This window comes from Ochrobactrum sp. BTU1, from assembly GCA_018798825.1.
Lineage (GTDB): Bacteria > Pseudomonadota > Alphaproteobacteria > Rhizobiales > Rhizobiaceae > Brucella.
The window spans coordinates 809,701-827,983 of the sequence record CP076357.1 but is presented as its reverse complement, the minus strand read 5'-3'; the positions used below and the strand labels follow the sequence as shown (position 1 = coordinate 827,983).

Genomic DNA, 18,283 nt, shown 5'->3' with positions numbered 1-18,283 from the left:
TATTTGTAATATGACAAGGCGACTGCTAATCACCGAGGATATACAACGATTTAAGAAACGAATATTAAAGGAGAAAGTAGATGGATTGGGATCGCGTTGAAGGTAACTGGAAACAGTTCAAGGGTAAGATTAAGGAAAAGTGGGGCGACTTGACCGATGACGATCTCGACAAGATCGCCGGAAAGCGCGACCAGCTGGAAGGAAAAATCCAGGAGCGTTACGGTATCGAAAAGGACCAGGTCCGGAAAGATGTCGATAATTGGTACAGCGAACAGAAATTCTGATCGCAAAATCAAACCTAAAGCCCCGACCGCGTGATCCCTTCACGCGGTCTTCTTTATAAGTTCAATTTGCGGCGCATAGGTTGAGTTAAATCACGCTTTCGTTTGGCCAATAAAAGTATTCTCAAGAGCGGCATTCTCACCGCTACCTCACACTTTTCCAACCGCCCCGCGTCAACAAACTGAGACATTCGATCGGAATGTGCTTTTCCAGACAAGCGCGATGTTCTCAGCCTGCACTGTTCGATCACACAATAGGTTTAAGACAGTTGCCGTTTTACTGCTTGTCTCGGCGTTATATTAAACTGGCGTCGAAATGCGGTGGTGAAATTCTCGGGCCGCGAATAACCGGCGACGAGGCTCGCCGTTAAAATGTTTGCTTCGCCAGAGACGAGCAAGGCAAAAGCGTGTTGAAGGCGATTTTGTCGAATATACTCAAAAACACTCATCCCCTCACAAAGCTTAAAAATCTTTTGAAGGCCGCTGGAATTAATCCCCGCGGCCCGCGAAATCACCTGCATGTTAATTGAAGCATTAAGGTTCGCCGCGATGAATTCCTTTGCCCGTTCAAGGCGTATTTTATCCTGCTGTGTGAGAATGGAGCCGACCGAAACGATGGTGGTGGATTTCGTGATTGCTGCAAGCGTTTCAGATATCAGTTCCACGGTCCGGCTTTCGAGATAAAGCTTTCGTAAGGCAGGAGTAAGAGAAGAGGGCGCAACAATTTGATGGAGGAGTTCAACCGTTCGCGGTGTTGCCGTCCACCGGAAATTCGCGAGATGGTCGCTAAAGCTTCTCGTATTAGCGCCTTCAAGGCCGCTTTCCTCAAGGCCCTCAAGATCGAGCCATTCGGGTGATGCTGAAACAACCAAATGGCGCAGGCGCTGACCACCCAAAGATTTTCGTTGGAAGAGTTCAGAACGCGCGTTCATTATTGCCGTCCCTTCAACACGACCACCCTTTGCTCCTTGGAAATGGAAATCCCTGTCTCCCATTTTCAGATCGACGCTGCCGTCGAGGAAAAAAATACAGGAGAGACCAGCTGAAAGAGACGATGTTGCTGTGAAGGCGCGTTCTTCGACCGCGTCACTGACGTGTAAAAATAAGCCTTCGCGCAGTTCCTGCTGGAAAAATCGACCTTCAATCAAGGTGTCAGCGGCCGTCAAACTATCGTCCGGGCTATCAAGTTTGACACCGTCACGCCGCAAAAAATCACCGACCAATAACTTCTCAGACCCAACTGGTCGATGCAGCAATTTTTCAGCGGAATTCATCTGCTGTCACTTTCAGATGTTGTGCGGTGACGGTAATGACAACCCTGTTCCAAACTTATCCCTTCAGCACCACCGGTCATTGCATAAGTCCGAATTTGCTCTTTCTGCTTTTGACAAAGTTTTTTCTGCCTTTGCCAAAGGTTGAAGTCTTGCAGGCTAGGCCCTGCAATCCGTATTCGTATCTTAATATGATTTTCAAGGTCAAGTTTAATTCGATTCCGATTAAGCGTCGATGCAGAAGAGTAATGGGGTTGTCGTGGAATATAAAATGTTGCGCACTAAAGCAGATGCGCGTGAAGAAAACGCACTTCGTTTAAAGCGGAAGACGGCTCTTTTGCTCACCACAGCCGTGGCAATTGCTCTACAGCTGCAAACCGCGTTTTCCCAACAAGAGGCGGCCGCGCCGACAGTTTTAGGCACGATAACGATTGACGCTAATGGAAGCGATAAAGATATCGACAATTCCATTGTTGCTAAACGGAGCAAGGCAGCCTCCAAAACCAATACGGCCTTGTTAGAAACGCCGCAGGCCGTAAGCGTGGTGACGCGTCGCCAAATGGAGGAACAAGGCGCGGACACGGTGCCACAAGCCTTGCGTTATACCCCTGGGGTCCTTTCAGAGGCCAATGGTTATGACATTCGCTACGACTGGATTCATATTCGCGGCTATAATACCTATGGCACCATATGGATGGACGGCCTCGCGCTGCCTGGTGATCCCAGCAGCTATGCGACGCCCAGCGTCAATCCATATGCCCTTGAGCGTATCGATGTCATCAAGGGTCCATCTTCAGTTCTTTATGGACGTACAATGCCCGGGGGGCTCGTTAATTATGTGAGCAAGCGTCCGCAAGCGTCTCCTGCAAACGAGATCGTGGTGGGCACGTCTGCCTTTGGTGGAATCCAGACATCTGTCGATACAACGGGTCCCATCACGAAGGACGGAGACTGGTTATATCGATTTGTCGGACAATGGCGTAACATGAACACGCAAATTGATCAGGAGAAAGATCGTGCGCTTATGTTTGCGCCGAGCCTGACCTGGACGCCCTCGACGGACACGTCTTTGACATTGTCAGGGTATTATCAGCGCGATCGGGCGATTTTTAATCCCAGGTTCTATCCGGCTGTTGGGACCTTGCTTCCCAATTCGTTTGGTCAGATCCCGCGCGATCTTTACCTTGGTGATCCGGCAGCTAATGAGTTCAACCGAGATTTCTACACTCTGGGTTATGAGTTCTCGCATGATTTCAATGAAACCTGGAGTGTGAGGCAAAATCTCCGATACAGCCGGTCGGAGCAGGACATGTTCCTTGTGCTGGTCAATCCAGCTTTTGCCTATGGCTCTGACGGACATACGCTCAATCGTGCGTCAGGCGCTTCGGAAGACACGCTCACGTCGTTCAGCGTCGATACGCAAGCTGAAGCGAGATTTGAAACAGGAGCCTTGGATCACACAGTGCTCCTGGGTTTGGAATATTTGCGCGCAACCTCGGATCGCAATTTCGGTAACGCGACTGCCGGGGTCCCATCGATTGATTATCTCAATCCGGTCTATGGTGGAGTTTCCATTCCTTATCCCGCCTACTCAGCATCTGCACTTCAAAAGCAAGAACAGCTCGGTGTCTATTTACAGGATCAGATCCGCTATGATCGATGGGTCGCAACACTCGGCCTTCGATATGATCACTCCGAAATCTCAACATATAACCGACGCGCTGCTGCAGCCAAAGCGCTGGTTGAAAACAGTGAAGGCCAGATATCGGGGCGTGCGGGTCTAACCTATCTCTTCGATAACGGTCTTGCACCCTATATGAGCTATTCGACGACATTCACACCACTTTTGGGTGTGGATGCGTTCGACACTCCTTATAAAGCGCAGCGTGCAGGTCAGTTTGAGATCGGGCTCAAATACGAACCCGTGGGAACGAACGCCATGATGGCAATCTCGGTGTTTAATCTCAATATTGAGAACGCGCTCACGCCTTACCTTACGACCGGGATTCAGACCGGTTATGTTCAGTCGGGGAAACAGCGTGTACGCGGCATCGAGTTGGAAGGAAAGTACGAGCTAAGCCGGGAGATCGAGGTGCTTGGGTCCTATGCGTACTCGAATTCCGAAATACTGGAATCCAATCTGGCGGTTGAACGCGGACGAGAAATTCTCCGCTTACCAGAACATCAAGCCAGCGTCTGGGTCAGATACAGTCCCGATTTCCTCCCCGGCCTTTCGCTGAGCGCAGGTGTTCGTGGCTGGTCTTCTTACCAAACGGACGCCAAATATCTCGAAAAGCTCAGAATTCCGGGTCAAACCCTTGTTGATGTGGGCGCAGAGCTGGATTTTGGTGCAATCAGGAAGGATCTTGATGGGATGAAGCTACGCGTTAACGCGAGCAATCTTTTTGACCGAAAATATGTTTCGCATTGTCTTAATGACACCGGCGGGAGCTGCAATTACGGTGCAGGCCGGGCAGTCAACGCAAGCCTGAAATACAGCTGGTGATCACCAATATGTCGAAGCAACCGCACAGCATTTCACGAGTGGCAATCTTTTTAACTTTGGCTGCATCATGGTTGTTTTTCTTTGCCGGAACCCATGCCCATGCCGAGATTGTCATCGAAGACGCTGCTGGCCGTACGATACGCCTTCAATCGCCCGCAAAGCGCATTGTGCTGAATGAAAGCCTGTTATTGCTTTCGCTTGCGCTTATAGATCGTAAACCGGTCGAGCGGATTGCAGGATGGGCTAATCCACAGCGCATCGATCAAGGCATCTATGATGCATTTCGCCAGAAATTTCCGGCGATTGATCAAGTGCCAACCGTCGGCGCACTGCAACCCGGACAGGCATCGGCTGAAACCATTATGGGTGTAAAGCCGGATCTTTTTGTCGTTAACCAGTGGCAAGCCGGCTGGGAGGATACGACGCGTTTGTTGGAGGCCGCGGGGATTCCTGTCATTTTTCTCGATGGCCCAAGAAATGACGAGCGAAATGTCGTGGAGGCAACGACGTTCTCGATCGATCTCCTTGGGAAGGCAATTGGGCGAGAAGCGCAAGCGACCGAATACACACAATTTGTCCGAGATCACTACGCGGTTATCACACGCTCTTTAGAAAATGTTGCGGCTCCTACCACGGTGCTGGTCGACGGATTTGCAAATTCAGCTTGCTGTTCAACCCCCGGGCGCAACAATCGCATGACGCAGAATATAGCATTAGCGGGCGGCGTGAGTATCGGCGCGGATGCTGTCCCCGGCTACGAAGGAAAACTTAATCCAGAATATGTGCTCAAAGCCGATCCGAAGGTCTATATTGCGACAGGGACACCGAAAGCCACTTCGGAGACTGCTTTGATCGTAGGAGGCGGTATCTCTGGAGATCTCGCGCGTGCGTCCTTGCGGAAAGTCGTCTCTGAAACCGTGCGCCGTGATCTCACGGCTGTTCACGACAAAAGAGCATATGGCATTTCTCATCAGGCTTCGATATCGGCGCTCAATATTCTGATCGTCGAGTGCTTCGCCAAATGGCTTCATCCAGAACGGTTCTCACACATCGATCCAAATCAAACACTTGCGGAAATCAACCAGCGCTTTCTCGCGGTGCCACTAAATGGCACCTTTTGGATTGATCTAGGGCAATAACTAAGGCCATTGCATCTTCAATGTTTAAACACACAAAGACGCAATGCCAACTGGTGCCCAATTAATCAACATACTAGCGCCTGAAGCTTTCTTCACCACTCTGTTCCTGCGACGTTGCAATGAGATTTCCAGCCTTCTTGAGATCGCATGCGAGCTCGCGTTCGGCTTTGGTTTGATGCTCTTTCTCTGGAAGACGAAGAATGTGGGATGGATGCCAGGAAAACAAAATGGGCGGAGCGCCATCTGGCGAACGCTCGACCCGGCCCCTTCGTTTTGAAATGGGTTCATTTGAAAGTGTCAAAGCATAAGCGGCCGATGCGCCCAGCGCTAAGATAATACGAGGCTTCAAAAGTGATATTTCTTGTTGCAGCCACCAGCGGCAATGATCAATTTCATGGCGGTTGGGACTTTGATGCAGGCGTCGCTTGCCGCGGGGAACGAACTTAAAATGCTTCACGGCATTGGTTAGCCAAACTTTTTCCGGTTCAATTTGGACTTCATGCATAATTTTTCGAAGGAGTTGACCTGCGGGGCCGACAAAGGGGCGGCCGCTGAGGTCTTCGCGGTCTCCTGGCTGCTCGCCGACAATCATCAAATCAACATTCTCAGGTCCTTCGCCGCAAACTGCCTGCGATGCCTGCTCACACAAATTGCAGCGCTGACAACTGCGAACCGCCTTATTCAGATCGACCATGGATTGAATTTCACCAACCGGCTTCTCGATAATGCTGCGATAGCGTTGCGAAATCCGATCTGAACCTTTGCGCGGTTGAGTGGCTTGGGCTTTTGCCATTGCATTGACGCGTGCCTCAGCTTCCTTGAGCATTTCTGGAATGAGTTGGGTCTCTGGAAGATTACGCCAGTACTTCTTTGGCATTTCGGAGAGCATGGCACGCACATTCGTCCGCGCAGGGTTGAATATATTGGTGAAATAGGTTTGCCACAACGCTTCGCTGGCGTCTGACGGAAGATCTGGCTTTTGAGCGCCAGGTTGAAAATTGAGCCTCCCGTCTTCAAAAACTGCAGTGCAGTTTGGAGTGAGAATTGTCCAATCCATGTCCGAAAACCGCGACACGAAGAAATCCGAAGCAGGTTCGACAATATGGTGATCTGGTTCAAACCACGCCATGAAACGTCTGCGGGTGGCTCCTGATGTCACTTCGCGAAAACGTACAAAAGCGTGCATCTTGTGAAGATCGCGCCCGATGTTCTTGGCCATGCGCATAAGTCGATTGCCAAGCGGGTCAACGGAGGAGAGCGGATCTCCTTCATCCATGCTTATTCTCCACAAAGCTTCGTAAAGCAGATGAAACCGTTCTGCATCTGAGTGCCATACGACATTGCGCGCTAAATCGAGAAAATTGCGCGTCACGACTGCTTTATGTACGCCATCAGTTTCAGGCAGGGGCTGACCAACAAATAAACTCTTCTGCGATGCCCAATCGAGCTCTTTGGGTTCTATTTGGTGAGAGATGGCTCTGCGAGCGGCATGCCGCCAAGCATCGAAAGCACCGATATCTGCTATCGTAATAGAAAAGGACATACGGCGTCGCTGCTTGGATTACAGCGCTCCCTCAATTTCGCTAGAGTAAACTGAGCTGTTTGGGTGGCGGCATAAACTGTTGCCGTAAATTGCTACTGTCTAACAGCGCGCGTGGCGTCCAATCGGGAAGCGTTATGAAAGGTTTTGCTTTGCGAGTTAACGCACCTATTCGGATTAAATCGCCCATGCGCAGAGCATGGTTTCGTCTCGCATCGATAATACGATCGACAGTACGCACCCCGAAACCAGGCACTCTTAGCAACATCTCCCTTGTTGCTCGATTGACGTCGAGGGGGAAGTGTCCTCGGTTCTTTAGGGCCCAAGCGAGTTTCGGATCAATGTCGAGATCGAGAAAACCGTCTTTTGCGCCAGCCGTAATCTCGTTTGCATCATAGCCATAAAAACGCATCAGCCAGTCAGCCTGGTAAAGCCGGTGCTCGCGCTCAAGCGGTGGTTTGATAAGTGGAAGCGCGGAAGTTGAATCGGGGATCGGGCTGAACGCCGAATAATAGACCCGGCGCAATTTGTATCCGTTGTAAAGTCGCACGGCAGTGTTTAAAATAACGCTATCATTACTGCTATCCGCGCCAATAATCATCTGTGTGCTTTGTCCTGCTGGCGCAAAACGCGGAGGCTTCTTCCCGCTTAACGTCTTATCTGAAGCGGCTTCGCCCTCCACGCGCACCTGCGCCATTGTTGCCCGGATTGTCTCCGGACGTTTTTCGGGTGCCAATTGGCGCACGCTTTCATCTTGAGGAAGTTCAACGTTGATCGACAAACGATCGGCGTAAAGTCCCGCTTCGCGAATGAGTTCCGGCGCAGCATCAGGGATGGTTTTCAGATGTATGTAGCCTTTGAAACCGTGAACAGTCCGCAAAGTTCGTGCAATCTGCGCCATCTCTGCCATGGTTTTGTCAGGAGAGCGAATGATGCCAGAGGAGAGAAAGAGACCTTCGATGTAGTTTCGGCGGTAAAATTCGAGCGTCAAGGAGACGACCTCTTCCACCGAAAACCGAGCGCGTTCGACATTACTCGACACACGATTGATGCAGTAAGCGCAGTCAAACATGCAAAAATTAGTCATCAGAATTTTGAGCAAGGAGATGCAGCGACCGTCAGGTGCATAAGCATGGCATATTCCGCTGCCGCCCGATGAGCCAATCCCACCCTGCAACGAATTGCGCTTTTCTCCGCCGCTCGAGGCGCAAGACGCATCGTATTTTGCAGCATCTGATAAGATTTCTAATTTTTTCTGCAAAGTTGTAGGAGCCATGGGACAATATTATAGGTTCACGATTTGTTCGTCAACCTTGAAGCCAGGAACCGCTTTTTTTGCACGCTATCCTTCTTGATCCCGGCCAAAACGAAGCAGTGGATTGACAAGAATCCTTGTACGGTTCGGAGCAGACGATTTACAAATTCCTTGGCCGTCAAATCCTGGCGAAACCGCACTTATCCTTTGATTGCTGTTATTTTTCGGAACTAAAGACTTAACCACGCGTTCAAGGGCACGTGAACGAGCGTTTTCTCCGAACTTAGGGCACAAATGAACAAACTAGAACCTTCCGCATCAGCAGCTTCTTCCAGCGTTGCTGGCGCGGTCAATGAGGCGCGGTATCGAGCCCTGTTCGAAGCGATCGATGATGGTTTTTGCATCATAGAATTTCGCACGGATAATTCAGGCGAATTTTGCGACTATATTCATGTTGAAGCCAATGCAGGCTATGAGCGTCATACAGGCATTCCGAACATCGTTGGTAAATCAGTTCACGAGGTCGCAGCCAGTGATGCCAAAGAGTGGATAGATCTCTACGGAAATGTGCTTCGGACAGGCGAACGTATCCGTTTTGAGCGTGAGTTCAGGGATGCTGGCAGGCACATCGAAGTCTCGGCATCGCGGGTAGAACCTGCAACACTCAATCAGGTTTCAGTGCTTTTTCGTGATGTAACAGCGCGCAAGACGGCAGAAGCCGAGCTCAAGGCGAGTGAGACAAGAGCACGCGACGATGCGACACGTGTCCAATTGGCGTTGTCAGCAGGGGCTATTATCGGGACGTGGTTTTGGGATGTACGCAATGATCGGGTGACGATCGATGAACCGTTCACGATAGCCTTTGGACTTGATCGCAACGGAGTGGAGGGCGGCCCGCACCTCAAAGAGCTGCTAGAGTCAGTCCACGCAGAAGATCGAATGAAGCTGGCGGTTGCGATTGACAAGACCATCGAAGTGGGCGGCAGCTTTTCACATCAATATCGCGTTCGACGTGCTGACGGAAACTATTACTGGCTGGAGGCCAATGGGCGCGTTGATCGTGACGCGGAGGGTACAGAGCTGAACTTTTCCGGTGTGCTGATTGATTTGGAGGGACGTCGCGCGATCGAAGAAGAGCGCGACCGGGTCACGTCAATGTTGCGCGATCTCAACGAGACGCTTGAACATCGCGTTTCTCAACAGACGGCCGAACTCATGGCAAGGGAAGAAGAGCTCCGCCAGTCCCAGAAAATGGAAGCCGTAGGTCAGTTGACAGGTGGGCTCGCGCACGATTTCAACAATCTGCTTGCGGGTATTTCGGGATCATTGGAAATGATCAGAACACGTATTGCGCAAGGGCGCACCGCTGAACTGGGACGATACCTGGAGGGGGCGCAGGGCGCAGTGAAGCGAGCGGCTGCACTGACGCACAGACTTTTGGCGTTTTCGCGCCGCCAGACCCTTGATCCTAAACCGACAAATATCGACCGCCTTACCTTGGATTTGCAGGAGCTGGTTCAGCGCACGGTTGGCCCACAAATCATTGTGGAAACTTCGAGCGACGAAAGCCTTTGGTCAACGCTCGTTGATCCCAATCAGCTTGAGAATGTAGTTCTTAATCTGTGCTTGAATGCCCGCGACGCAATGCCGGGCGGTGGGCGGATCTCAATTCGGACATTCAACCAACAGATTAATGATGATCTAGCTCGGCAGCACAAAGTGCGGGGCGGCGAATACGTCGTCATGCAGGTTTCTGACACGGGCGTCGGGATGACTGCCGATGTCGTGGAAAAGGCTTTTGATCCGTTCTTTACAACAAAACCCATTGGCGTCGGTACTGGGCTCGGCCTCTCGATGATCTATGGTTTCGCGCGGCAATCGGGCGGTTACGCCAAAATAGATTCACAGCTAGGGCAGGGGACGCAAGTTAGCGTTTTTTTGCCAAGGCACTCGGAAAAGGAGGAGCAACAAATTGAACTCAATCGGGAAACAATGCCAATGATGGCAACACGTCAGCAGGTCTTGGTCATCGACGATGAACCATTGGTCCGCATGCTCATCGTTGATGCAGTGGAAGAATTGGGCCTTGAGCCGCTCGAAGCAGGTGATGGACCCAGCGCTTTGAGCATATTGCAATCTGACGTGCAGATTGACTTGATGATAACGGATGTGGGCCTTCCCAATGGGATGAATGGGCGTCAAGTGGCGGATGCAGCTCGCGAACTTCGCGCCGGCCTGAAAGTTCTTTTTGTCACCGGTTATGCTGAGAATTCGATCTTGGGTGCAGGTCAAATGGAGGCTGGCATGGAAGTGATGACCAAACCGTTTGATATGGTCGATTTGGGTCGCCGCATAAAATCGATGCTTGAGGCTTCCTAAGAACCTCGGAGCTAGAATAGCGTAGCTCTCTCTAGGTCTAATCCATCCAGGGAAGGCCAACTGTGTTGTGAATACGTTCAGTTGGCTTTGCTTTATTCGGACATGCAAAGTTGCATTGGTGCCTTCTAGCCGAACCGTTTCAATGCAGGTTCGGCATTTTCCCCGCGAAAAGCCGCATTGCAACAAAAGTGGGCGGCTTCTGTGCCGACCTGCTTCCTGCTTATTTGTTTCTCTTTAACTGCAACGCTCGTCTGCCTGGTCAAAAAGTGGCGGATGGTTCAATCTACGCGGTTTTAAAATTGAGAAAAAAACTTCTCCCGAGGGATCGTTTTGTGATGCGGACTGTTTAATAAGACCAATTCACATTTAGGAAGTTCGATGAGTGATAATTATACGCCGTATGCGCTGGTTGCTGACGACGACGTGATCATCCGTCTCCACGCGGTAGAGATCCTTGAGACGGCCGGTTTTCGGGTCAAAGAAGCGGGCGATGTCGAAGAGGCGTTGGCGCTGCTCAACGCTGATGCTGAGCGCTTCCAACTCCTCTTCACCGATGTGCAAATGCCCCCTAGTGAACGTACTGGTTTCGACCTTGCGCGGGAGTGTGCAGCCAACTGGCCGCATATTGGTATTCTTGTCTGCTCCGGGATGATGCAGCCAGAGGCCGGCGAAATGCCTGACGGCGCCGTGTTTGTACAAAAACCGTTCAGTGCAAAGGTCGTTTACGATCATCTCCAAAAAATTCTCCCAGATGGTAGAAAACCTGTTCCGCTCAAGACAATGGCCCTGTAGTTGAATTCGGAGCCAAGCATCATTTGTCCATCGCCAGAGCCTGCTGTTTTCTATGGACGAGCGAAGCAAATATCCCGGGCATAGCCTGGCAGAGTTCACATCCGGGATTGCGCGAGCTGAAAGACGCGCATCCCAATCAACGGATCCGAGCGTCAGAATGTCATTTTATGTTGCAAGTGGTAAGAGCATGCGCCCGTTCCTCGTCTGAGGTCGACGATCGAAAATGAATGCCGCTGCCTCCTCAACACTACGAATTTGTCTAAAAGCTCCATCGAACACGCGCGCTTGAATGGGTTTGTCCCAATACCGATCCATCTCTTTTCCTTCCCGAGATCTCTGCGTTGGGCGCACAGCCACCGTCAAGATGACAGAGTTACTGTTGCGAAATTACTACAGTCTTTTTGGGCAAGCGCCCTAATTTGACACTGAGTGTCATTCAGGCGCTTTTGCTGACAGGGAGGAAATGCGATGAAATCTGCACTATTTGCCACGACGGTTCTTTTTCTCGGCGTATCCGGCGCTCAAGCCGCTGACGCAATTCAATACCAAGAGCCCGGCCCGGTCATTGAGACCCCGGTCTTTTCGTGGACCGGCGGTTATCTGGGTGGCCAGATCGGATATGGCTGGGGCAAGTCGGAATTCAGTGATGGCTTTGACAGTCTGCGCGTGAAGCCGGATGGCTTTCTCGGTGGTCTTTATGCAGGCTACAATTTTGACGTTGGCAATAACGTTATTCTTGGTATTGACGGAGACGTGACCTACAACAACCTGAAGGACAGTTATTCTGTCGGTGATGGCGAGTTTGGTGCGGACGTCGAAAGTAAACTGCGCTGGTCAGGTGCAGTACGTGCCCGAGCCGGCGTAGCCTTCGATCGGTTCCTGCCATATATCGCTGGTGGTGTTGCGTTTGGGAGCGTGAAGAACACGCTTTCGGCAAGCGACGGATTTGATACCATCAGCACCTCTCAGAGCAAGACGCTCACTGGGTGGACTGCGGGCGCTGGTGTTGACTACGCAGCGACAGACAATTTGATTGTCCGTCTCGAGTATCGTTACACAGATTATGGGCACAAGGACTTCGACTTCGGAACGGACGATCTGGTTTCGGTACGCGATAAGTTCAAGACAAATGAAGTTCGTCTCGGCATCGCTTACAAGTTCTAATTCTGACAGATCAGAATTTCAAAGCTGCTCAGCTTCGACTGGGCAGCTTTTTTGTTGATCAATTCAATCTTACACGATGATTTTCGGCTTCGTTTGCTCGGAGAGCTCTCATATCAACACCAGACTTTTACATGGCATTAAAATCTGAATACTCAGTCTATGCTTGGCTCGCTTCCCATGTGGCGCGGAGCTACTTGGCCACAAAACCAACACTGAATCCGAACAGTCGGCCTATCTTTTCCAATGTTTCGAGCGTTGGGTTTGCGCTGCCCGCTTCGATCTCGGCAACTTGTAGCCGCGTTAGAGTGAGCATTTTAGCGAATTCCTCTTGCGTCATGCCGAAACCTTTGCGGATGTCTGCAACCGCCTCAGGCAGCTTTAAATCACCTGTTCGAGCACGTTCTGCCAGGGTTCGCCGGTTTTCAAAAATCTCGTATTTCGTCGGCTTCTTCCATCGAGCCATTTAGCGGTCCTTTGCCATCATTGACATGTCTCTAAAACGCTGGTTGCTATCGCGATGCAGCGTCCCATCGCCCAATCCAGAATATCTGGAGACGCTCCCATCTCTTTCGCCATAGCTGGCACCTGGATCAGATTTTCCGAAAATTCGCAAAGCGCAGCCGCAAGTGCTTTCTGCTCAGCAGGATCGGGCAAAACTTCAGTATAAGCCTGCTTCCAATCGGGAAAATGGTCGCGACCACGATCCCGCATCATTTCCCATCGCGTGGAGCGAACGATACCCTCCTTGGCAAGCCGCATTGGTGCGAAATCAAAGAGCGGAGAAAGGCGAATTGCCCCATCCTGATGCTTGCTCAAGGCGGAATTGCGGCCATGATTGTCGGGATTGCCGAGCGCCAGGTTGGCTACATCGCGCTTCACGTACTCAGCAATATCCGCGAAAGGATCGGCAGAATTTCGGCGCAGTACGTCGATATAAGCCTCGTGTGTGCCTAGGTGGCCGAAATCGAAAACGCCGATCGCGGATACAAGGCTTTCTTGACCCAGTCGGACCGTTCTTCCCACTTCATTTTTATTCCCGAGAAAGTCAATCTCGAAATGTCCTGGCTTGAAAGGCTCGCAAGACCGACCAATTGCTTGCAAAAAGCAACCGCCATCTTTGCTTTCGTTTCTCCGATGCTAGTCGATCACGCGGGCGACCAGGTGCGTGAGTGCCCTGCAGGTAAACAGTCTCAAGGAATGAATGAGGAATGCTCCTTGTCCATGCGTCATCGTAGTGAATCACGGCACTTTGCAATATAACGATTGAAGCTTCAGACGATTGTTCTCTCCACACGCGTGTTAACTCGGGGAACCTTCCCCACCATCGCGAGTTACGTTGGCCAGAGGAGATTGCCATGCTCATTCGCGTTGGTTACGAAATTGCTGTTGAAGTTGCAGCCCCGACTGCAGTCTATTCATATCTCAACGTTCACCCCGAGCATCGCCAAGATGTGATTTGGTCAAGTTTTGGCCAGCCCAACGCCTCACCTTTCAAGGATATACACGGCAACGAGTGCCAACGGCTTCTTATGGAACCTGGTGAAACAGTATTCAAATACGATGCGGTGGTGAAAGTTAGTGGTGCTCCCGACTTCTTCGACGATGATGCGGATCAGTTAAATCCGAATGACCTGCCGATGGAGTGTCTCCCTTATCTTTTAGGAAGTCGCTATTGCGAAACCGACCGTTTATCTCAGATCGCCTGGAAACGCTTTGGCGATATAACAAAAGGTGCGCATCGAGTGCGGGCCATCTGTGATTTTGTGAACAGCTACCTCACTTTTTCATATGGCTATGCGCGCTCGACCCGTACCGCCTTGGAAGCATATGAGGAGCGTGTAGGCGTCTGTCGAGACTTCGCCCATCTCGCCATCACGCTGTGTCGGGCGCTCAATATCCCGGCGCGGTATGTGAATGGTTTCATGGGAGATATTGGTGTGGCACCCGATCCTTCTCCGATGGATTACAACGCCTGGGTTGAGGTTTTCCTCGATGGACGTTGGTTCACCGTTGATGCACGCCATAATCAACCACGGATTGGCCGGATAGTTGTCGCGCGTGGTCGCGACGCAAGCGATATCCCATTGTTTTCAACTTTCGGCCCGCATCAACTCAACAGATTTGAGGTCTGGACTGAAGAGTGTGATGGAAAACAGACAACCATGCAACGACAGGGTCCAGCAGTTCGAACATCAAGTCGCTACGGGCCAGCAGGTCGCTCGCCATTGGATCTGGGTGTAGGCTCATTTGTGCACGCCATGATTTGAAACTCGGTGACCAATGACTGCTTTTGAACCCGCGTTTTCATGCAGGACAACCGTCATTAGCCTAACGAGACCAAAAAGATTGTGAATGCCCTGTAAGTCAATTCGCGCTTCGCGTGTCGTCATCAGGATTTTCGCATAGCCACGTTCGTTTAGCCACCTTGTGAGGGTCGCCGCGAAAACGCCAACCAACAGTCCCGCTAAACATGCCTATGGGTGTTACCAAACCAATTTGCTTGAAGTCCAAGGCCGTGAGCCCCAAAAATACGGGAGCAGATTGATGATTGCGACGACCGATTAACTTATAGCGGTGTCAAAAGACGTCGCAATGCTCCGGGCGCTTTCGGGCAGGTTGACGTTCGTTATATCAAAGGTTGACCAACGGATAACGTTCTGTCTCGCGCAGGTCGAATGCTAAAGCTTCGTCGCCGTTGCCTCCAATTACGAACAGACCTTCGAAGTATTCTCGGAAGATCCCGTCCCATTCTATCTAGCCGCTCCCTCAGCGGGATAAAGACGCGACCAGGATGGCGCTAAGAGCCCCTCACCGCTTTTACTGAAAGATGCAGCGCATATTACTTGTCGGGAAGGGCGCGGGGAGCGACGGATTTCAGCTTAGATATTACATCTGTCAAAGCCCCATCGACCTTGTGCCATTCGCGACCTTGCAATAGGCATCCTCCTTTGCCAGTGCTCATAATATACGGCTTAATCCGCGCTCGCGTGGTTCTGGAAACTTTGACCAAAATCTAAATAGGTTTCATCTCCCTCCGTGTGAACAGTGATGACTGCGGAAGCAGGCAGGGTGCTCTTCACTGACAAGTCGAAGCCAGGAGTGTCTGTATGGAAGCCATGGCTCCTGGCCAGAACATTCACGATATCTTTTGCTGCCGACCAACACCCCGGCAATGGACGTCCATCCTTATCTGACATAGGAACGGCCAATTCGAAAATACGGCCGCGACCGATTGACTGCACGCGTGTCAGCAACTCAGGGTCTTGGCTTTCGTCTAGCCAGAAATAACCCACTTCCCCACCCCAGTTGTTGACCAGCAAACTGATGGAAGGGTCTTCAGGAGTGATTGGAATAGTGGTCATCCAGAAGCCCTGACGAGATTTCAGTTGATCGGACTGGTTCAAGGGCGAGGCGGAAAAGATGCGGTCCCCCTCCTGGATCGAGAGAATTCCTGTTTCAACAAGTCGACGAACACGGTCCGAAAGGTGCGCAAAAGTGGTATCCAAAGAGGGCGCAAAAAATCCGTTGGTCAACACGTGTGCCACTTCGTCGTCGACCATTCGCGTGTAATGGAATGCACGAATTGTCTTGGTCGATATCAAGGTTACGAGTTTGTCTCGAATTCTATTGTAGTTGTCCGCAAACGGGTTTCGATTTCGACGCTCATATCGCTGGAGTGATTCCAGATTTTTATCAGTTTGCGGTTCGTATCGATGAAATCTGATAATCGTCTCGGAATGCTCTCTGAGAAACGCATGGATGTCTTCAGTAAAGGTCTTTGCATTCCAGATATCGATGATTTTTGCCGTCATGATCTTCTCTTGGGTGTTCACTCTTCCTATTAGATGTCGGTGATTTGCATGCGAGTGTCGATGGATATTAGACGGTTTCAGAGGTGTATTTTTTCGACATGATTTCTCATGCGATTTAACTCGTCCAGCAGTTGCCCTGTTCTCGACCTTATCAGTGGACTGCATCAGTGGAATGGTTCGCCGATCAGTTTAAAACGTTGGGACGAGAGATGTGCCACAGAAGATCTCCGCAACTCTCACCTTTGTTCTGCCAATTGCGTCAATCTGTAGACTTTTGGCATGTCCGCAATGAACAAATATACATCTCGAAAACCACTCTCACGACGCTTGCTGACGTTCGATCCGCCCGCGCATATCGCTTTTCGCGATCTGCGGCCTGACGTGCAAGGACTTCACTAACTTCGTCTTCCTGATCTTGAAAACTAACCAGCCTCAAAAGAACGACGATGTCGGTGCGATCATCTTGGTTGTCCGCTGTCCTCAGTCCTACGACAGCGGACAACCATATCGCGTGACGCCATGGCATCCGGCTCGGCATGAGACAACACGCCATAAGGACGACAGACCGATCGTTAACACGCTGGTAGAGCGCACCCCGAAAAGTGCGAAGCGGCCTTCGGAAAAAGATGCGTGCAAAAAAATGGATAGAGCATTTCCAATGACTCAATCAAAACAGGAAATACTCTATACTATCTCGACCCGCGCGCAATCGTGCTGTCCGATAGAGCCTGCAGAGCGAACCGCGCTTGTGAGTTGGTCAACGACCAATGCGTAACGCCCAAAATACTGCCGGAGAGCTACCCGTTACGACAAGTTCGTCACTAACTTCCTCATGGTCCATCTCGCCTCCATGCAGCTGTGGCCCTTCCTCAAGAGCCTTCAGCAACGTACAAGACGAATAAGGGTTAGAACAGGTTAATGAACCTTCTTTCTGCGTCGCGCCAACATGTTCAGTGCTTCCACCAGAGCTGAGAAGCCCATAGCCGCATAGATGTAGCCTTTCGGGACATGGAAGCCAAAGCCATCTGCGATCAAGGTCGTGCCGATCAATAACAAGAAACCAAGCGCCAGCATCACGATCGTGGGATTAGCTGCTATGAACCGCGATAGCGGGTCGGCCGCAAGAAGCATTACGGTGACTGCGGCGAGGACAGCAATTACCATGATCGCTATTTCGTCGGTCATGCCAACAGCAGTGATGATAGAGTCGACCGAGAATACCAGATCCAAGATCAGTATCTGTACGATCGCTGCACCCATTGTAAGCTGTACGACCTTTCCGCCGATGCCTTCCTTCCCGTCGTGCGGATCTACCGTGTGGTGGATTTCCTTGGTCGCTTTCCAGACCAGAAACAAACCACCTGCGATCAGAATAATGTCTCGCCAGGAAAAACCGTGCCCAAATGCCTCAAAAACGGGCTGGGTGAGCTGAACAATGACGGAAATTGTAAACAATAATGCGAGCCGCAAGACTAGTGCCGCCCCAATACCGATCCGTCGAGCTTTTGATTGAAGATGCGCCGGCAACTTGTTCGTAAGAATAGAGATGAAAATGAGGTTATCGATTCCCAGAACAACTTCCATGGTGACAAGGGTAATAAGTGCAGCCCACCCTCCAGGCGTCGACAAGAATGCAAGATGTTCGGCTAGAAACTGCATCGTTAAGCCCTTTTTTGAAATCCAATTGATTTCAGATAGGATGTATGCGGCTTCGTTCAACTCTGCGTGAGCGATAATTGTCTGAAACTTTTAGCGGCTAGCCTATCTCGGAAGACAGCAGGATTTCTGAATCGCTGATTTCTTATCGTTGGGACGGTATACCCGCACATGTGCTTGCCAGCCTGTGCGGGTTTTCTTTATCGTAAGTGTGACACTCACAGGTATAAAACCCATTCGTGTCACTCCATTTCGAGGGCAAAGCCTATGCCAAGGTCAGGGTGGCTCATTCCCCCTGACGCGCCGACTGGCAGGCGCTTATTGCTCTTGCCCTCGAACAAGGTCGGTTAGATATCGCACAGATATGGCTGCCAAGTGGTTAAATAAGCGAAAGACTGCCCAGCCATCAGTTGCCCAGGCTTCGACACAGTTAGGTTCGGCCCATGAAGTGGGCGACGTCTGGCAGACCGATTAAGCCTTATTTTGGC

At 51.0% G+C, this 18,283-nt stretch carries 14 protein-coding genes; 7 read left to right on the top strand and 7 right to left on the bottom strand.

Annotation, left to right across the window (positions count from 1 at the left end; all coding sequences use genetic code 11):
- Positions 1-80 precede the first annotated feature (80 nt).
- Positions 81-284, top strand: coding sequence for a CsbD family protein (locus KMS41_27290; GenBank protein ID QWK81493.1), 204 nt, complete (start codon positions 81-83; stop codon positions 282-284).
- A 257-nt stretch (positions 285-541) separates the two neighbouring features.
- On the opposite strand, the gene KMS41_27285 is transcribed toward KMS41_27290, so the two are convergent.
- Complete coding sequence (locus KMS41_27285; GenBank protein ID QWK81492.1) at positions 542-1,555, bottom strand: AraC family transcriptional regulator; 1,014 nt, start codon at positions 1,553-1,555, stop codon at positions 542-544.
- 268 nt (positions 1,556-1,823) lie between these two features.
- Here KMS41_27285 and KMS41_27280 point away from each other — a divergent pair, with 268 nt between their 5' ends.
- On the top strand, positions 1,824-4,058 hold the full coding sequence (locus tag KMS41_27280; GenBank protein QWK81491.1) for a TonB-dependent siderophore receptor: 2,235 nt from the start codon (positions 1,824-1,826) through the stop codon (positions 4,056-4,058).
- 8 nt (positions 4,059-4,066) lie between these two features.
- Complete coding sequence (locus KMS41_27275) at positions 4,067-5,197, top strand: ABC transporter substrate-binding protein (protein ID QWK81490.1); 1,131 nt, start codon at positions 4,067-4,069, stop codon at positions 5,195-5,197.
- Between the two features lie 73 nt (positions 5,198-5,270).
- Here the strand turns inward: KMS41_27275 and KMS41_27270 are convergent, their stop codons facing one another.
- Together KMS41_27270 and KMS41_27265 are read right to left on the bottom strand one after the other, a co-directional pair.
- Positions 5,271-6,740 carry a UdgX family uracil-DNA binding protein gene (locus KMS41_27270; GenBank protein QWK81489.1) on the bottom strand — a complete coding sequence of 490 codons (1,470 nt, stop codon included), beginning with the start codon at positions 6,738-6,740 and terminating at the stop codon, positions 5,271-5,273.
- 40 nt (positions 6,741-6,780) lie between these two features.
- Entirely contained in the window at positions 6,781-8,013 is a 1,233-nt protein-coding gene (locus KMS41_27265; GenBank protein ID QWK81488.1) for a putative DNA modification/repair radical SAM protein, read from the bottom strand.
- A gap of 273 nt (positions 8,014-8,286) precedes the next feature.
- Between KMS41_27265 and KMS41_27260 the strand changes: the two genes are divergently transcribed.
- The 3 genes from KMS41_27260 to KMS41_27250 all read left to right on the top strand — a co-directional run bounded on the left by KMS41_27260 (position 8,287) and on the right by KMS41_27250 (position 12,327).
- Positions 8,287-10,371 (top strand): PAS domain S-box protein, encoded by a 2,085-nt coding sequence (locus KMS41_27260; GenBank protein ID QWK81487.1) that lies wholly within the window; start codon positions 8,287-8,289, stop codon positions 10,369-10,371.
- Positions 10,372-10,749: 378 nt separating this feature from the next.
- Positions 10,750-11,163 carry a response regulator gene (locus KMS41_27255; GenBank protein QWK81486.1) on the top strand — a complete coding sequence of 138 codons (414 nt, stop codon included), beginning with the start codon at positions 10,750-10,752 and terminating at the stop codon, positions 11,161-11,163.
- A gap of 468 nt (positions 11,164-11,631) precedes the next feature.
- Entirely contained in the window at positions 11,632-12,327 is a 696-nt protein-coding gene (locus KMS41_27250) for a porin family protein (protein ID QWK81485.1), read from the top strand.
- A gap of 190 nt (positions 12,328-12,517) precedes the next feature.
- On the opposite strand, the gene KMS41_27245 is transcribed toward KMS41_27250, so the two are convergent.
- The gene (locus KMS41_27245) at positions 12,518-12,790 is read right to left on the bottom strand and encodes a helix-turn-helix domain-containing protein (protein QWK81484.1); all 273 of its coding nucleotides are present in this window, start codon (positions 12,788-12,790) and stop codon (positions 12,518-12,520) included.
- Positions 12,791-12,807: 17 nt separating this feature from the next.
- Positions 12,808-13,428 (bottom strand): HipA domain-containing protein, encoded by a 621-nt coding sequence (locus KMS41_27240; protein ID QWK81483.1) that lies wholly within the window; start codon positions 13,426-13,428, stop codon positions 12,808-12,810.
- Positions 13,429-13,682: 254 nt separating this feature from the next.
- Between KMS41_27240 and KMS41_27235 the strand changes: the two genes are divergently transcribed.
- A complete protein-coding gene (locus KMS41_27235) occupies positions 13,683-14,594 on the top strand; it encodes a transglutaminase family protein (GenBank protein QWK81482.1) in 912 nt (303 codons plus the stop codon).
- A gap of 705 nt (positions 14,595-15,299) precedes the next feature.
- On the opposite strand, the gene KMS41_27230 is transcribed toward KMS41_27235, so the two are convergent.
- Both KMS41_27230 and KMS41_27225 read right to left on the bottom strand, forming a co-directional pair.
- A complete protein-coding gene (locus KMS41_27230; protein ID QWK81481.1) occupies positions 15,300-16,139 on the bottom strand; it encodes a hypothetical protein in 840 nt (279 codons plus the stop codon).
- Between the two features lie 915 nt (positions 16,140-17,054).
- Positions 17,055-17,798 carry a TerC family protein gene (locus tag KMS41_27225; protein QWK81480.1) on the bottom strand — a complete coding sequence of 248 codons (744 nt, stop codon included), beginning with the start codon at positions 17,796-17,798 and terminating at the stop codon, positions 17,055-17,057.
- Positions 17,799-18,283 lie beyond the last annotated feature (485 nt).

Excerpts from the sequence above, each read along its gene's own strand:
- KMS41_27265 (QWK81488.1), bottom strand. The coding sequence starts at position 8,013 with ATGGCTCCTACAACTTTGCAGAAAAAATTAGAAATCTTATCAGATGCT.
- KMS41_27290 (QWK81493.1), top strand. The coding sequence starts at position 81 with ATGGATTGGGATCGCGTTGAAGGTAACTGGAAACAGTTCAAGGGTAAG.
- KMS41_27275 (QWK81490.1), top strand. The coding sequence starts at position 4,067 with ATGTCGAAGCAACCGCACAGCATTTCACGAGTGGCAATCTTTTTAACT.
- KMS41_27270 (QWK81489.1), bottom strand. The coding sequence starts at position 6,740 with ATGTCCTTTTCTATTACGATAGCAGATATCGGTGCTTTCGATGCTTGG.
- KMS41_27245 (QWK81484.1), bottom strand. The coding sequence starts at position 12,790 with ATGGCTCGATGGAAGAAGCCGACGAAATACGAGATTTTTGAAAACCGG.
- KMS41_27280 (QWK81491.1), top strand. The coding sequence starts at position 1,824 with ATGTTGCGCACTAAAGCAGATGCGCGTGAAGAAAACGCACTTCGTTTA.
- KMS41_27250 (QWK81485.1), top strand. The coding sequence starts at position 11,632 with ATGAAATCTGCACTATTTGCCACGACGGTTCTTTTTCTCGGCGTATCC.
- KMS41_27225 (QWK81480.1), bottom strand. The coding sequence starts at position 17,798 with ATGCAGTTTCTAGCCGAACATCTTGCATTCTTGTCGACGCCTGGAGGG.
- KMS41_27285 (QWK81492.1), bottom strand. The coding sequence starts at position 1,555 with ATGAATTCCGCTGAAAAATTGCTGCATCGACCAGTTGGGTCTGAGAAG.
- KMS41_27230 (QWK81481.1), bottom strand. The coding sequence starts at position 16,139 with ATGACGGCAAAAATCATCGATATCTGGAATGCAAAGACCTTTACTGAA.
- KMS41_27255 (QWK81486.1), top strand. The coding sequence starts at position 10,750 with ATGAGTGATAATTATACGCCGTATGCGCTGGTTGCTGACGACGACGTG.
- KMS41_27235 (QWK81482.1), top strand. The coding sequence starts at position 13,683 with ATGCTCATTCGCGTTGGTTACGAAATTGCTGTTGAAGTTGCAGCCCCG.
- KMS41_27260 (QWK81487.1), top strand. The coding sequence starts at position 8,287 with ATGAACAAACTAGAACCTTCCGCATCAGCAGCTTCTTCCAGCGTTGCT.